The organism is Pseudomonas sp. PS01301 (assembly GCF_029960215.1).
In the GTDB taxonomy this organism is placed as follows: Bacteria; Pseudomonadota; Gammaproteobacteria; order Pseudomonadales; family Pseudomonadaceae; genus Aquipseudomonas; species Aquipseudomonas coleopterorum.
On the sequence record NZ_JASCPM010000068.1, the window covers coordinates 1 to 14,359 of the forward strand.

A 14,359-nucleotide genomic window follows, 5' to 3' on the forward strand; every position below is an offset into this window, starting at 1 on the left:
CTGCTACAGGGGATCGCCGTATCTTCTGGATATGCAATCCCTGTAGCAGCGGCGCGAGCCGCGTCGGCGGTATGTGCGGACTACCTGACGTACCGCGTCCGGTTCAACGCGCCCAGCGCAACTGGGTCGGCAATGGTGACGGGGGCTCTGGCTCCGGTGGATTGCTCGGTAACGCCAATACCCGATTGAGTACTTCGGTTTCCAACGCCGCCAGGCGATGAGAACCGCGAGCCCGCGGCCGCGGCAGCTCGACGGCCAGATCCAGACCGATACGCCCCTCCTCGATCAGAATCACCCGGTCGGCAATCGCCACGGCTTCGGACACATCATGGGTCACCAGCAACACGGTGAAGCCGTGCTTGCGCCACAGGTTCTCGATCAACTGCTGCATCTCGATCCGCGTCAGGGCATCCAGAGCACCCAAGGGTTCGTCCAGCAGCAACAGCCGCGGCTTGTGGATCAGCGCCCGCGCCAAGGCCACACGCTGCTTCTGCCCCCCCGACAGCGCCGCCGGCCATTCATTGGCACGTTCGGCCAGCCCCACCGCTTCGAGCGCCTGCAGGGCCTGCTCGCGCCAATTGCCGGAAAGCCCCAGGCCAACGTTGTCGATGACCCGTTTCCACGGCAACAAGCGAGCTTCCTGAAACATCAGCCGAGTATCGTTGCGCGCCTCACTGAGCGGACCCGAGCCGGCCAGCAGCTGGCCGCTGGTGGGTTGGTCGAGGGCTGCCAGCAGGCGCAGCAAGGTGCTCTTGCCGCAACCGCTGCGACCGACGATGGCCACGAACTGGCCGGCCGGAATGTTCAGGTCGATGTCGCGCAGCACCTCGCGCTCGCCAAAGGTCTTGCGCAACTGACGGACCGCCAGGGGAATCCCGCGCCGCAGGTTCTGCGGTTGTTCCTTGAGAACGGTCATGCCGCACCTCCCTTGGTTTGATAGGCCGGATGCCAGCGCAACCACACCCGTTCCAGCCCACGTGCCGCCAGATCGGCCAGTTTGCCGAGAATCGCATACAACACGATGGCCAGGACCACGACGTCGGTCTGCAGGAATTCACGCGCGTTCATGGCCAAGTAGCCGATGCCCGAGCTGGCGGAAATGGTTTCCGCCACGATCAGCGTCAGCCACATCAGACCCAGGGCGAAACGCACGCCGACCAGAATGGAAGGCAAGGCTCCGGGCAGAATCACCTGCCAGAACAGACGAAACCCGGACAGGCCATAGCTGCGAGCCATTTCTACCAACGCGGGGTCGGCGTTCTTGATGCCGTGGTAGGTGTTCAGGTAGATCGGGAACAATGTGCCCAAGGCCACCAGAAAGATCTTCGCCGACTCGTCGATACCGAACCACAGGATCACCAGCGGAATGAGCGCTAGGTGCGGCACGTTGCGGATCATCTGCACCGAGGTGTCGAGCAGGCGCTCGCCCCAGCGCGACAGGCCGCTGATCAGCCCCAATACCAGGCCGATGCCGCCACCGATGGCAAAGCCGATGCCGGCGCGCCAGCCACTGATGGCCAGATGCGTCCAGATCTCCCCGGACTTGAACAACGCCACACCCGCCTCGAACACTGCGCTGGGCGCCGGCAGGATACGCGTCGACAGCCAGCCGACGCTGACCGCCACCTGCCAGATCAACAGCAGGCCCACTGGCAGCGCCCAGGGCGCCAGCCGGTGGATGATTTTGCTTGATGTACTCATGACAGATTCTCAGCGCTTGGCCGCGGCCTTGGGCAAGATGTCATTGGCCACCATCTCACCGAAGGGGCTGACGTAATTGGCGCCGGTCGGTGTCTCGGGGCGCTGCACGTCCAGGTGCGGGAACAGCAACTCGGCGACGCGGTACGACTCTTCCAGATGCGGGTAGCCGGAGAAGATAAAGGTGTCGATGCCCAGCGCGGCGTACTCCTTGACCCGCTCGGCCACGGTCGGACCGTCACCGACCAGCGCGGTACCGGCGCCGCCACGAACCAGGCCTACGCCGGCCCACAGGTTGGGGCTCACCTCCAGCTTGTCCTTGCTGCCGCCGTGCAACGCAGCCATGCGCTGTTGGCCTACCGAATCGAAGCGCGCCAGCGAGGCCTGGGCACGGGCAATGGTGTCGTCGTCGACATGGGCGATCAGCCGTTCGGCGGCGTGCCAGGCTTCTTCATTGGTTTCCCGCACGATCACGTGCAGGCGAATCCCGAACCGCACGGTGCGGCCGAGCTTGGCCGCCTTCTCGCGCACCTGGGCGATCTTCTCGGCCACGGCCGCCGGCGGTTCACCCCAGGTCAGGTACATCTCCACCTGTTCGGCGGCAAGGTCTTGGGCTGCGTCGGAAGAGCCGCCGAAGTACAGCGGCGGACGTGGCTGCTGCACCGGGGGATAAAGCAGCTTGGCGCCTTTGACGGTGAGGTGCTTGCCATCGTAGTCGACGGTTTCGCCTTCCAGCACACGACGCCAGATGCGGGTGAATTCCACCGATGCTTCATAGCGTTCCTCATGGGTGAGGAACAGCCCGTCACCGGACAGCTCATCCGGGTCGCCGCCGGTGACCAGGTTGAACAGTGCGCGGCCATTGGACAGCCGATCCAGGGTCGCGGCCTGACGCGCCGCCACGGTGGGCGAAATGATGCCTGGACGCAGGGCTACCAGAAACTTCAGGCGCTGGGTGACTGGAATCAATGAGGCCGCCACCAGCCAGGAGTCTTCGCACGAACGCCCGGTCGGAATCAGTACGCCGCCGTAACCCAGGCGATCGGCGGCCTGGGCGATCTGTTGCAGATACCCGTGATCGACCGCCCGCGCGCCTTCGGCGGTGCCCAGGTAATGGCCGTCGCCGTGGGTGGGAAGAAACCAGAAAATGTTGAGGCTCATGGAGTTGTCTCCTGACGTGGCTCGAAACCGGTGCCGGGGCACCGGTGCAATTGTGCGGTGGTTGAAACGGGGCGATTTAGGGCGCCTTGGCTACATTGGCCGGCGGTGTCCAGATCACATCCTGAATGCGCAGCGGCTTGGGGATCAGCTTGAGCTGATGGAAGCTGTCGGCGATCTTCTGCTGCGCGGCAACGGTCTGCGGATTGAGAAACTGCGCACCGTAACCCTGGCGCTTCACCGAGGTCAGGGTGATGTCGGCCGGCAGGCCCAGCAGCGGTGCGACCTGGGCGGTCACTTCTTCGGGGTGGGCCTTGGACCATTCACCCACCGCGCGGACTTCTTCGACCAGGGCGGTGATCACCTCCGGGTGCTTCTGGGCATAGGGCTTGGTCGCGAGGTAGAACTGCAGGTTGTCGACGATGCCTTGACCGTCACGCAGGGTGCGGGCCTGCAACTGCTGCTCCGCGGCCGCCTGGTAGGGGTCCCAGATGACCCACGCATCGACGCTGCCGCGCTCGAAGGCGGCACGCGCGTCGGAAGGCGGCAGGTAGACGGTCTGGATGTCGGAATACTTGAGCCCCGCCTCTTCCAGCGCACGCACCAGCAGGTAATGCACGTTGGAACCCTTGTTCAGCGCGACCTTCTTGCCTTTGAGCTCACTGACCGAGCGGATGGTCGAATCCTTGGGCACCAGGATCGCTTCGCTGGTCGGGGCCGGTGGCTCGTAGGCCACGTACAGTAGATCGGCACCGGCTGCCTGGGCAAACACCGGCGGGGTTTCTCCGGTCACGCCAAAATCGATCGAGCCGACGTTGAGGCCTTCGAGCAGTTGCGGCCCGCCGGGAAACTCGGTCCATTTGACGTCCACGCCTTGGGCGGCCAGGCGCTTCTCCAGCGTGCCCTTGGCCTTGAGCAGGACCAGCGTGCCGTATTTCTGATAACCGATGCGCAGGGTTTCAGCCTGGGCCTGGGTAATGGCGCCGAACGACACAGCCGCAGCAAACAGTGCGACCACGCCACGACGCAAGAACAGGGTGCGCATGGCACTCTCCTTTTGCAGAGGGAATTGGGTTGCACCTGCTTGCCCGTTGGCGGGCGAGTAAGGTGGGTACGGCAGTTCGAATCAGATGCTCCAGCGGGCACTTCGCAAGCTTTGCGTGAGCAAGGCCGGATCATGGGTCTGGGGTCGGCGCAGCAGGAAGGCGTGGAATTCCTCCAGGGCGCTCTCCAGCCGCTGCTCGAGGGCCGGTGCCAATTGGGCCGCGACACTGCCTTCGCCGTAGGCGATCTGGCTGTCGTCGGCGAAGATGCCCTGAAGCATTTCCTGCGCCTTGAGCGAGGCCAGCACCGGCTTGAGCGCGTAGTCCACCGCCAGCATGTGGGCGATGCTGCCGCCGGTGGCGACGGGCAGCACCACCTTGTTGCTCAGGGCGCGCTCAGGCAGCAGGTCGAGCAGCGTCTTCAGCGCACCGGAGAACGAGGCCTTGTACACCGGCGTTGCCACGATGAGGCCATCAGCCTTGCCGACCAACTCGATGAAGTGCAGTACGTGCGGGCTGTCGAAACGGGCGTGCAGCAAGTCTTCGGCCGGGAAGTCCCGTACCTGGAACGTCACTACTTCGACGCCTTTACGCTGCAGCCACTGCTTGCCGCGTTCCAGCAGTACACCGGAGCGCGAGCGCACGCTTGGGCTGCCGCCCAGAGATACGACGAGCATGGGGTAAATCCTTGAATAGCGAAGTCGGAGCGCTTCTGGAGAAGTCGCCGGAATGGAGGGAACAGTAACAGGCAGGATTTATATCTTTAAATCATATTTATTCATTTGGTTATTCGATAAAAACATATACAAGCCACTGCGCCCCCTGTAGCAGCGGCGCAAGCCGCGTCACCGGTAAACACGGTACATCTGACGCACCGCAAACCCCGGACGCGGCTTTCACCGCTGCTACAGGGCAGGTGCTCAGCGGTTGGGCTGTGGGGTCAGGCGCAGGTACGGCTTCACCGCCTTGTAGCCCTTGGGGAAGCGCTGCTTGATCTCTTCTTCGTCCTTGAGCGAAGGCACGATCACCACATCGTCACCATCCTGCCAGTTGGCCGGAGTCGCCACCTTGTGGTTGTCCGTGAGTTGCAGCGAGTCGATCACCCGCAGGATCTCGTGGAAGTTGCGCCCGGTACTGGCTGGATAGGTGATGGTCAACCGGACCTTCTTGTTCGGATCGATGACGAACAGCGAGCGCACGGTCAGGGTGTCGTTGGCGTTCGGATGAATCAGATCGTAAAGCTCGGACACCTTGCGGTCCGCGTCGGCCAGAATCGGAAAGTTCACGGTCGTGCCTTGGGTCTCGTCGATGTCGCCGATCCAGCGCTGGTGGGACTCGACCGGATCCACCGACAAGGCGATGGCCTTGACGTTGCGCTTGGCGAACTCGTCGGCCAGCTTGGCGGTGAAGCCCAGCTCGGTGGTGCAGACGGGTGTGAAGTCGGCCGGGTGCGAAAACAGCACGCCCCACTGATCACCCAGCCACTGGTGAAAACTGATGCTGCCCTGGCTGGATTCCTGCTGGAAGTCGGGGGCGATGTCGCCGAGTCGAATGGTCATGGTGCTGCTCCTGGACTGTTGTGCGCATGACTGTGCACCGAGCGGACAGGAAACAAAAAGAATGGATGGTGCTGGTGCTAGGCGAATCTGGAATAACGCTGCGCCACAAACGAAAAAGCCCGCACGAGGCGGGCTTTTTCCAACGGCACGTATTACTTGAAAGCGTACGTGTAGTTGAAGATCAGACGGGTCTGATCGGTGTTGGTGCCCACGTCGCTGCGGTAGGTACCGTTACGCAGGGTGGCGCCGAAGTTCTTCAGCAGACCGCTCTGGATCACGTAGTCGACGCGCATGTCGCGTTCCCACTCGGAGTTGTCCGAATCACCGGTACCGGCTGCCTTGATGTCATCGGCATGCAGGTAGGCGATCGAAGCCTTCAGGCCCGGTACGCCGACACGGCTGAAGTCGTAGGAGTACTGGGCGAACGTGGTGTTCTCGCCAGCACGGGTGAACGAGTTGACCATACTGTCGGTGAACAGGTAGACGCTGGAACCGCCGTTGCCTTCGTTGCGACCGTTGCCATCGACCACGCTGCCGTTGTTGATGAACGGCATGCCACCGTCATCGCCCACTTGCTGGTAGCCGGCGAGGAACGCGTGACCAGCGATGCTGTAGGTGAAGATGGCACTCCAGGTCTTGTTGTCGATTTCACCTGGGGTCCTGGCGTAGCCGCTGTTGTTGTTGAAGCGGTAGCCAACGTCACCGTTCTTGCCGTCGGAGCGGCTGTCGAAGTAGCGCAGGTCGGTCTTGAACGACTGATCTTCACCCAGAGGCAACACGTGCACGGCGCCCAGGAAGGTCTGCTTGTAGAAGTCTTCCAGTTGCGCGTGGTAGACCTGCAGAGTCAGGTCCTTGGTCGCTTTCCAGTCCACACCGGCGAACTGGAAGTTGTTGGTGTCTTGAGTGGCACCGCCGACGCCCAGACCTGAGTAGTTACTGGTAGCACGACCCGCGGACTTGTTCAGGCGACCAACGGTGAAGGTGAAGTTGTCCAGGTCCTTGGAAGTCAGGATACCGCCCTGGTAGGTAGCAGGCAGCAGGCGACCATCGTTGGACACCAGGATCGGCAGGTTGGGCTGCAGTGCGCTACCCACCTTGAGTTCGGACTTGGCGAACTTGACCTTGCCGTTCGCGCCCAGACGCGACCAGGTCTTCTCGGCCGAGCCATCGGTGTCGCTCGGGAAGAAGCTGTTGTTGTTCGGGTGATGACCGCGGCCGCCGTCCAGGTGGATACCGGTCATGGCCTGTACGTCCAGACCGAAGCCGACGGTGCCGGGGGTGTAGCCAGAGATGAAGTTGAAGAGGAAGCCTTGGGCCGATTCTTCCTGGTCGTTCGCTGTGCCTTCACGGGTATCGTTGCGGAAGTACATGGTCCGCGAGCTCAGCGTTGCTTTGCTGGCTTCGAGGAAACCCGAGGGTGCCGGATCGGCGGCGTAAACACTGGTGGAGATGCTGGCGAGCGCGATGGCTAAGGCGAGCGACTGCTTGTACATGTGATGCTCCTCTGGTTTCTAATTTTTGTGGTGTCTTTGGTCGGGGTCTGGCGCCCCTTGTCCGCCGATGCGCGATTAGCGCTAAAGCGTGACCAGTTAGTCAATGTTTACAAGCCGATTCGAGACCTTGGTCTAAGCCAAACTCTGGGTGCCGAGATTAACGAAATTTTCACAAAACCAAAAAGAATTGTTTCAAGTTTTTTTAGAATTTAATCGCATAACAGCTACAACCTTCCAAACAAAAAAGTTCAATCCAGTTATCAAACATAAGCTAATTCCCAAACGGTATTTCAAAGCCATTTCTTATATCGTTTAGATTCCTTCTCGTTCCCTGATTCCAGCTCCTCACTTTGCGCTCGCCAACAGCGGGTGCTGGAAACTCACCGCCCCTGACTCTTGTAAAAGGCAACCACCCATGGCCAAGCAGCGCTTCGCACGAAAACTGTTCACCACTTTGGCCCTGACCGGCCTGGCCATGGGTATCCAGGCCGCACCGCTGACCGTCGGTTACCAAACCGGCATCGACCCCAGCAAGGTGCCCCAGGCCGATGGCGTCTATGAAAAGGCCATTGGCGAGAAGATCGACTGGCGCCGCTTCAACAGCGGCCCGGAAGTGGTCACGGCCATCGCCTCCGGCGATGTGCAGATCGGCAACCTGGGGTCGAGTCCGCTGGCGGCTGCCACTTCACGCAAACTGCCCATCGTCGCTTTCATCGTTTCGGCGCAGATCAATTCCGCTGAAGCCCTGGTGGTGCGCAACGGCAGCGGTATCGACAATCCCCAGCAACTGGTGGGCAAAACCATCGCCACGCCCTTCGTTTCCACGTCCCACTACAGCCTGCTCGGCGCGCTGAAGCACTGGGGCCTGGAGGGCAAGGTCAAGGTGGTCAATCTTCAGCCCGCTGAAATCGCCGCCGCGTGGAAGCGTGGCGACATCGATGGCGCTTTCGTCTGGTCGCCGGCATTGGGCGAGATCCGCAAGAGTGGCAAGACCTTGACCGATGCCGCGCAGGTCGGCCAATGGGGCGCACCGACCTTCGAGGTCTGGGTGGCGCGCAAGGATTACGCCGAGAAGCACCCTGAAGTAATCGCCAAATTCGCCAAGGTCACCCTGGATTCCTTCGCCGACTACGCGAAGAACCAGGCGCAGTGGACCGCCGACTCCGAGCCGGTGCGCAAGATCGCCAAGCTGACGGGCGCCAATGCCGCGGATGTTCCCGACCTGCTCGCCGGCTCCACCTACCCCGACGCCGACGCCCAGGCTTCGGACGCGCTGCTGGGTGGCGGTACTGCCAAGGCGGTGGCCAAGACGGCCGAGTTCCTCAAGGAACAGGGCAAGCTGGAAGCCGTGCTGCCCGATTACACGCCTTACGTCAGTGCCAAGTTCGTTCAGTGATCCCGCGCACGCCCAACGGAGTTCGACCGTGGCCCAATTGATTCTCGACCGTATCAGTGCCCACTACCCGGGCGCTGCGCAGCCGGTGTTGCAGGACATCTCCCTGAGCCTGGGCCCACAGCAACTGTGCGTGGCGCTGGGTCCCTCGGGCAGCGGCAAGACCTCGTTGTTGAACCTGATCGCCGGTTTCGTGCCGCCCAGCAGTGGCCGCATCACCCTGGACGGGGTCGCGGTAAAAGGTCCAGGGGCGGAGCGTGGCGTGGTGTTTCAGGATGACGCCCTGCTGCCTTGGCAGGACGTGCTGGCCAATGTCGCCTTCGGTCTGCAACTGGCGGGCATCGCCCGGCCGCAGCGTGAAGCGCGGGCGCGTGAAATGCTCGCGCTGGTCGATCTGGCCGGTTTCGCCGAGCGGCAGGTGTGGCAGCTCTCCGGTGGTCAGCGGCAACGCGTGGGTCTGGCCCGAGCGCTGGCGGCCGATCCGCAGGTGCTGTTGATGGACGAACCCTTTGGCGCATTGGATGCGTTCACGCGGGAGCAGATGCAGGAACTGCTGCTGCAGGTCTGGCAACGGACCGCCAAGCCGGTATTTCTGATCACCCATGACATCGAAGAAGCGGTGTTTCTGGCCACCGACCTGATTCTGCTCGCACCCAATCCGGGGCATGTCGAGGAGCGTCTGAGCCTGGATTTCGGCCAGCGCTACGCCGCAGGCGAGAGCGCCCGGGCGATCAAGTCCGACCCCCGATTCATCGAGACCCGCGAGCACGTCCTGGCTCAGGTATTTGCACAACGAGAATCTGCACAACGAGAGTTCGCCCAGAGTGTTTCTCCACAGGGCCCCACTGCACGCGAGGCACTGGCATGAGCCACTATCCGACCGAAGCCATCGACCGCACGCGCAAGCCCGCTGCGCGCCGACCCTGGCGTCTGAGTACGCGAGCCATCAGCACACTGACCCTGGCCGGCGTGCTGCTGCTCTGGTGGGCGGTCACCGCCAGCGAATTGATCGAACCGCTGTTCCTGCCATCGCCGGGTGCCGTGCTGGACAAAGCCTGGCTGCTGGCAACCCAAGGCTACATGGACGCAACCTTGTGGCAGCACCTGGGTGCCAGCCTGGGGCGCATCGGCCTGGCCCTGGTCTTTGCCGTTTTGTTCGCCATCCCGGTGGGCATCGCCATCGGCCACAACCGCATTGCCCAAGGCATCCTCGACCCATTGATCGAGTTCTATCGGCCCATTCCACCGCTGGCCTACCTGCCGCTCATCGTGATCTGGTGCGGTATCGGCGAGACCTCGAAGGTGCTGCTGATCTACCTGGCGATCTTCGCTCCGATCGCCATCGCCACGGCCACCGGTGTGCGCAACGTCGATCCGGCCCGGCTGCGCGCTGCGCAGTCGCTGGGTGCCACACGGGCGCAGCTGATTCGTCATGTGATCGTGCCCAGCGCCCTGCCGGAGATCCTCACCGGCATCCGCATCGGCCTGGGCGTCGGTTGGTCGACCCTGGTCGCCGCCGAGTTGATTGCCGCCACCAGCGGCCTGGGTTTCATGGTGCAGTCGGCCGCGCAGTTTCTGGTCACCGATGTGGTGGTACTGGGCATCCTGGTGATCGCGCTGATCGCCTTTGGCCTGGAAATGGGCTTGCGCGCCCTGCAACGACGGCTGGTGCCCTGGCACGGCCAGAGCCACTGAATCACCGATTTCACCAACAGAGCTGACCAACATGACTCTGCACATCACCCCCTTGAGCCCCACCATCGGCGCGGTCATCGCAGGCGTCGACCTGAGCCGGGAGCTGACCCCGGCGCAGCAACGCGAGATCGACGCCGCGCTGCTCGCCCACCAGGTGTTGTTCTGGCGCGACCAGCCACTGACGCCGGCCCAGCAGGCCCGGCTGGCGCACCAGTTCGGTGACCTGCACATCCATCCGATCTACCCCAGCGTGCCGGGGCAACCCGAAGTGCTGGTGCTCGACACCGCCGTGACCGATGTGCGCGACAATGCCATCTGGCACACCGACGTCACCTTTCTCGCGGAACCGGCAATGGGCGCGATACTGACGGCCCAACAGGTCCCGCCCTTTGGCGGCGACACCTGCTGGGCCAACGGTATCGCCGCGTTCGAGGCCTTGTCCGCGCCCTTGCAGATCCTGCTCGACGGCCTGACCGCCACCCACGATTTCGCCAAGTCGTTCCCGCTCGAACGCTTCGGCAACGATGCCCAGGCCCTGGCACGCTGGGAACAGACCCGGCAGCAGCATCCGCCGCTGTCGCACCCGGTGGTGCGGACCCATCCGGTCAGCGGGCGCAAGGCCTTGTTCGTCAATGACGGCTTCACCACCCGTATCAACGAGCTGGCGGCGGCGGAAAGTCGGGCGCTGCTCGACTTGCTGTTCGCCCACGGCACGCGACCCGAGTTCTGTGTGCGCTGGCAATGGCGCCAAGGGGATGTGGCATTCTGGGACAACCGCGTGACCCAGCATTATGCGATCGACGACTATCGACCGCAGCGACGCGTGATGCATCGAGCGACGATATTGGGGGATCGACCGTTCTGAACGGGCGGGGGTGGCGATGGCCGCCCCCGCTGACCGTCATTCGCCGATGGCGGCCTTGTAGCCTGCGGCATCGAGCAACTTGTCCAATTCACCGGCAGCGCTGGGCTTGAGCTTGAAGAACCAGGCGCCGTAGGGTTCGCCGTTGACGCTCTCGGGAGCGTCGGCGAGTGCCTCGTTGATGGCGATCACTTCACCGCCTACCGGCGAGTAGATATCGGACGCCGCTTTCACCGACTCCACCACACCGGCTTGATCACCAGCGGCGAACACCTTGCCGACTTCCGGCAGCTCGATGAACACCACGTCACCCAAGGCTTCCTGGGCGTGGTCGCTGATGCCTACGGTCACCGTGCCATCAGCTTCCAGGCGCGCCCACTCGTGGCTTTCGGCAAAACGGAGTTCAGCAGGGATATCGCTCATATCATTGTCCTCAACAAGGGTCAGCGGCCAGCCCGCCATACGATTCAGATCAGGGTGCTACCATGCCGGACGAAGGTCGGCTTGACCACCCGTACCGGGTACCATTTGCCGCGTATCTCGACTTCCGCACGGTCAGCGGTCGCCGTGGGTACACGCGCCAGTGCAATCGACTTGCTCAGCGTAGGTGAGAAACTACCACTGGTGATCTCCCCTTCGCCAACTCCGGCGATCCGCACTACCTGATGCGCACGCAGCACGCCGCGCTCCTCGAGTACCAGACCGACCAGTTTCATCGCCGGTCCGACAGCCCGTTCGCGCTCCAGCGCTTCACGCCCGATGAAGGCCCGCGAGATCGGTTGCCACGCCACGCTGCCGGCCATGTTCGAAGCCAATGGCGAGTTCGCCTCGTCCATGTCCTGGCCATACAGATTCATGCCTGCTTCCAGACGCAGCGTATCGCGCGCGCCCAAGCCAATGGGCGAGATACCGGCGCCGATCAATTCGTTGAAGAAGTCGGCGGCCTGGGCCGCGGGCAAGACGATTTCGATGCCGTCTTCACCCGTATAGCCGGTGCGAGCAATGAACCAGTCGCCCTGGTGGCGCCCTTCGAAGGGTTCCAATCGCAGCAGCAATTCGCGGCGTTGGTTGCCCAACAGATCGGCGACCTTGCGCCGCGCCTCGGGCCCTTGCACCGCCAGCAGCGCCAACTCGGGACGCTCGCGCCACTGCACATCGAACCCATCGGAGTGAGTGCTCAGCCAGGCCAGGTCCTTGTTGCGGGTGGCGGCATTGACCACCAGGCGATAGCCATCCTCGGTGAGGTAGGCGATCAGATCATCGACCACCCCGCCCTGCTCATTGAGCATGGCGCTGTACAAGGCCTGGCCGGTTGCGGTCAGGTTGCCCACATCGTTGCTCAGCAGGTGTTGCAGGAACGCCCGGGCATCCGGCCCGTGGATATCGATCACGGTCACATGCGACACGTCGAAGACGCCGCAATCGCGACGTACCTGGTGATGCTCTTCGACTTGCGAGCCGTAATGCAGGGGCATGTCCCAACCGCCAAAATCGACCAGCTTTGCGCCGAGGGCAAGATGCAGGTCATACAGAGGCGTACGCTGTCCCATGGGTTTCTCCTTCCGGGCGTGGCGAAAGCGCAGGCGGATTGTCCTTGGTGCCTGCGCCGGATGCGGCGCATTGTAGCGACAAGGTCGCGGTGGTGATATCTGAAGCTTGGATCAGTGAGTTCGACCCAGCTGGCGCGCCGAACGTCGAATCAACCCGATGACCGGCAGCAGGCCGACCAGCACCAGGGTCAGGGCCGGCAGCGAAGCACGAGCCCACTCGCCTTCGCTGGTCATTTCGAAGACGCGCACCGCGAGCGTATCCCAGCCGAATGGACGCATCAGCAAAGTGGCCGGCATCTCCTTCAACGTGTCGACGAACACCAACAGCGCTGCGCTGAGCGTGCCAGGCAGCAGCAGTGGCAGGTAGACCTTGAAGAACAGCCGCGCACCGCCCACACCCAGGCTGCGCGATGCTTCGGGTAAGGACGGGCGAATGCGTGCCAGGCTGCTTTCCAGGGGCCCGTAGGCCACCGCGATGAAGCGGACCAGGTAGGCGACCAGCAGCGCCGCCACACTGCCCAGCAGCAGCGGCCGACCGGCGCCGCCCAGCCAGCTGGACACTGGCACCACCAGTTCGCGGTCGAGAAAACTGAAGGCCAGCATCAGCGACACCGCCAGCACCGATCCCGGCAGGGCATAGCCCAGGTTCGCGATCGCCACACCGGCGCGAATGCCTGGCGTGGGCGCCTGACGCCGCGCGAACGCCAGCAACAACGCCACCGCGACGGTGATCAGCGCGGCCATGGCGCCCAGGTACAGGGTATGCAGGATCAGCTCACGATAGCGCTCGTCGAGGTCGAAGCGTCCGCGCTGCCAGCACCATGCGACCAATTGCACCATGGGCACGACGAAGGCGCAGGCGAACACCAGCGCGCACCAGCCACTGGCCAGCCCTGCCTTGAATCCGCTCAGCCGATACAGCGCTTGTCCGCGCGGGCGCTCGCTGGCCGCATGATCCTGGCCACGGGCGCGACGCTCGCCATAGAGCACCAGCATCACGGCCAGCAATAACAAGCTGGCCAACTGCGCCGCGCTGGAAAGGCTGAAGAAGCCGTACCAGGTCTTGTAGATGGCGGTGGTGAACGTATCGAAATTGAACACCGCCACGGCGCCGAAATCCGCCAGGGTTTCCATCAATGCCAGGGCCACACCGGCCCCGATGGCGGGCCGGGCCACCGGCAGGGCGACTCGCCAGAAGGCCTGCCAGGGTGATTGGCCAAGCATGCGCGCCGCTTCCATCAAGCCCTTGCCCTGAGCCAGGAACGCGGTCCGTGCCAGCAGATAGACGTAGGGATAGAACACCAGCACCAGCACGATGATCACCCCGCCCGTGGAGCGCACCCGCGGCAGGCGCAGGCCGTTGCCGAACCACTCGCGCAGCAGGCTCTGCACGGGGCCGGCAAAATCCAGCAGGCCCACGAACACGAAGGCGAGCACATAGGCAGGGATGGCAAACGGCAGCATCAGCGCCCAGTCGAGCCAGCGCCGCCCGGGGAATTCACACAGGCTGGTGAGCCACGCCAGGCTGACGCCGATCACCGTCACACCCGTACCTACGCCCACCACCAGAGTCAGCGTGTTGCCAAGCAGCCGCGGCATCTGCGTGTCCCACAAATGGGACCAGATCTGCAGGTCGATGCTTTGCCAGGACAGCACCAGCACACTCAGCGGCAACAGCACGAGCCCGACCACGGCCAAGACCAGCGGATACCAACGGCGTTGGACGGAAGAGGACAATGGAATCACTCGAGGTTTTCAGATTGCGGGCTTTCTCAACGACAGCCACTCCTGTGGAGAGCTTACTGCGCTGTGTCAGCATGTACGGTGGTGCGCCGTTCGCGGGCAGAGACCCGCTCCCACAGAGGAACAGGTGCTTTTGTGCTTTCCGTGTGGGAGCGGGTCTCTGCC

General features: G+C 63.2%; 14 protein-coding genes. 4 read left to right on the forward strand and 10 right to left on the reverse strand.

The window, feature by feature from the left end; translation table 11 throughout:
* Window positions 1-103: 103 nt before the first annotated feature.
* From ssuB to QMX89_RS21595, 7 genes are all read right to left on the reverse strand, one after another.
* Window positions 104-916, reverse strand: coding sequence for an aliphatic sulfonates ABC transporter ATP-binding protein (ssuB, locus tag QMX89_RS21565; RefSeq protein WP_056844718.1), 813 nt, complete (start codon window positions 914-916; stop codon window positions 104-106).
* Complete coding sequence (gene ssuC, locus QMX89_RS21570) at window positions 913-1,701, reverse strand: aliphatic sulfonate ABC transporter permease SsuC (protein ID WP_049860271.1); 789 nt, start codon at window positions 1,699-1,701, stop codon at window positions 913-915. Before ssuC ends, ssuB begins: the two co-directional genes overlap by 4 nt.
* 9 nt (window positions 1,702-1,710) lie before the next feature.
* Entirely contained in the window at window positions 1,711-2,859 is a 1,149-nt protein-coding gene (ssuD, locus tag QMX89_RS21575) for an FMNH2-dependent alkanesulfonate monooxygenase (RefSeq protein WP_049860272.1), read from the reverse strand.
* A gap of 76 nt (window positions 2,860-2,935) precedes the next feature.
* Window positions 2,936-3,901, reverse strand: coding sequence for a sulfonate ABC transporter substrate-binding protein (locus QMX89_RS21580; RefSeq protein ID WP_056844720.1), 966 nt, complete (start codon window positions 3,899-3,901; stop codon window positions 2,936-2,938).
* Between the two features lie 81 nt (window positions 3,902-3,982).
* Entirely contained in the window at window positions 3,983-4,576 is a 594-nt protein-coding gene (ssuE, locus tag QMX89_RS21585) for an NADPH-dependent FMN reductase (protein WP_049860274.1), read from the reverse strand.
* A gap of 243 nt (window positions 4,577-4,819) precedes the next feature.
* Window positions 4,820-5,458 (reverse strand): peroxiredoxin, encoded by a 639-nt coding sequence (locus QMX89_RS21590; protein ID WP_049860275.1) that lies wholly within the window; start codon window positions 5,456-5,458, stop codon window positions 4,820-4,822.
* A 152-nt stretch (window positions 5,459-5,610) separates the two neighbouring features.
* On the reverse strand, window positions 5,611-6,951 hold the full coding sequence (locus QMX89_RS21595) for an OprD family porin (RefSeq protein ID WP_282349811.1): 1,341 nt from the start codon (window positions 6,949-6,951) through the stop codon (window positions 5,611-5,613).
* A 415-nt stretch (window positions 6,952-7,366) separates the two neighbouring features.
* Here QMX89_RS21595 and tauA point away from each other — a divergent pair, with 415 nt between their 5' ends.
* The 4 genes from tauA to tauD are packed head-to-tail and all read left to right on the forward strand — an operon-like array spanning window position 7,367 to window position 10,904.
* Window positions 7,367-8,347 carry a taurine ABC transporter substrate-binding protein gene (gene tauA, locus QMX89_RS21600; RefSeq protein ID WP_282349812.1) on the forward strand — a complete coding sequence of 327 codons (981 nt, stop codon included), beginning with the start codon at window positions 7,367-7,369 and terminating at the stop codon, window positions 8,345-8,347.
* A gap of 28 nt (window positions 8,348-8,375) precedes the next feature.
* The gene (tauB, locus tag QMX89_RS21605) at window positions 8,376-9,212 is read left to right on the forward strand and encodes a taurine ABC transporter ATP-binding subunit (protein ID WP_282349813.1); all 837 of its coding nucleotides are present in this window, start codon (window positions 8,376-8,378) and stop codon (window positions 9,210-9,212) included.
* Complete coding sequence (tauC, locus tag QMX89_RS21610) at window positions 9,209-10,039, forward strand: taurine ABC transporter permease TauC (protein WP_049860279.1); 831 nt, start codon at window positions 9,209-9,211, stop codon at window positions 10,037-10,039. The genes tauB and tauC overlap by 4 nt, the downstream gene beginning before the upstream one ends.
* Window positions 10,040-10,070: 31 nt before the next feature.
* The gene (gene tauD, locus QMX89_RS21615; protein WP_282349814.1) at window positions 10,071-10,904 is read left to right on the forward strand and encodes a taurine dioxygenase; all 834 of its coding nucleotides are present in this window, start codon (window positions 10,071-10,073) and stop codon (window positions 10,902-10,904) included.
* 36 nt (window positions 10,905-10,940) lie between these two features.
* Here the strand turns inward: tauD and gcvH are convergent, their stop codons facing one another.
* From gcvH to QMX89_RS21630, 3 genes are all read right to left on the reverse strand, one after another.
* Window positions 10,941-11,324 carry a glycine cleavage system protein GcvH gene (gene gcvH / locus QMX89_RS21620; RefSeq protein ID WP_090361205.1) on the reverse strand — a complete coding sequence of 128 codons (384 nt, stop codon included), beginning with the start codon at window positions 11,322-11,324 and terminating at the stop codon, window positions 10,941-10,943.
* A gap of 44 nt (window positions 11,325-11,368) precedes the next feature.
* Window positions 11,369-12,451, reverse strand: coding sequence for a glycine cleavage system aminomethyltransferase GcvT (gcvT, locus tag QMX89_RS21625; protein WP_282349816.1), 1,083 nt, complete (start codon window positions 12,449-12,451; stop codon window positions 11,369-11,371).
* Between the two features lie 111 nt (window positions 12,452-12,562).
* Entirely contained in the window at window positions 12,563-14,188 is a 1,626-nt protein-coding gene (locus QMX89_RS21630; RefSeq protein WP_282349818.1) for an iron ABC transporter permease, read from the reverse strand.
* Window positions 14,189-14,359: the final 171 nt, after the last annotated feature.

Coding starts and splice junctions, on each gene's coding strand:
- QMX89_RS21595 (WP_282349811.1), bottom strand. CDS start 6,951: ATGTACAAGCAGTCGCTCGCCTTAGCCATCGCGCTCGCCAGCATCTCC.
- tauD (WP_282349814.1), top strand. CDS start 10,071: ATGACTCTGCACATCACCCCCTTGAGCCCCACCATCGGCGCGGTCATC.
- QMX89_RS21590 (WP_049860275.1), bottom strand. CDS start 5,458: ATGACCATTCGACTCGGCGACATCGCCCCCGACTTCCAGCAGGAATCC.
- ssuE (WP_049860274.1), bottom strand. CDS start 4,576: ATGCTCGTCGTATCTCTGGGCGGCAGCCCAAGCGTGCGCTCGCGCTCC.
- tauC (WP_049860279.1), top strand. CDS start 9,209: ATGAGCCACTATCCGACCGAAGCCATCGACCGCACGCGCAAGCCCGCT.
- tauA (WP_282349812.1), top strand. CDS start 7,367: ATGGCCAAGCAGCGCTTCGCACGAAAACTGTTCACCACTTTGGCCCTG.
- gcvT (WP_282349816.1), bottom strand. CDS start 12,451: ATGGGACAGCGTACGCCTCTGTATGACCTGCATCTTGCCCTCGGCGCA.
- gcvH (WP_090361205.1), bottom strand. CDS start 11,324: ATGAGCGATATCCCTGCTGAACTCCGTTTTGCCGAAAGCCACGAGTGG.
- ssuD (WP_049860272.1), bottom strand. CDS start 2,859: ATGAGCCTCAACATTTTCTGGTTTCTTCCCACCCACGGCGACGGCCAT.
- ssuC (WP_049860271.1), bottom strand. CDS start 1,701: ATGAGTACATCAAGCAAAATCATCCACCGGCTGGCGCCCTGGGCGCTG.
- ssuB (WP_056844718.1), bottom strand. CDS start 916: ATGACCGTTCTCAAGGAACAACCGCAGAACCTGCGGCGCGGGATTCCC.
- QMX89_RS21580 (WP_056844720.1), bottom strand. CDS start 3,901: ATGCGCACCCTGTTCTTGCGTCGTGGCGTGGTCGCACTGTTTGCTGCG.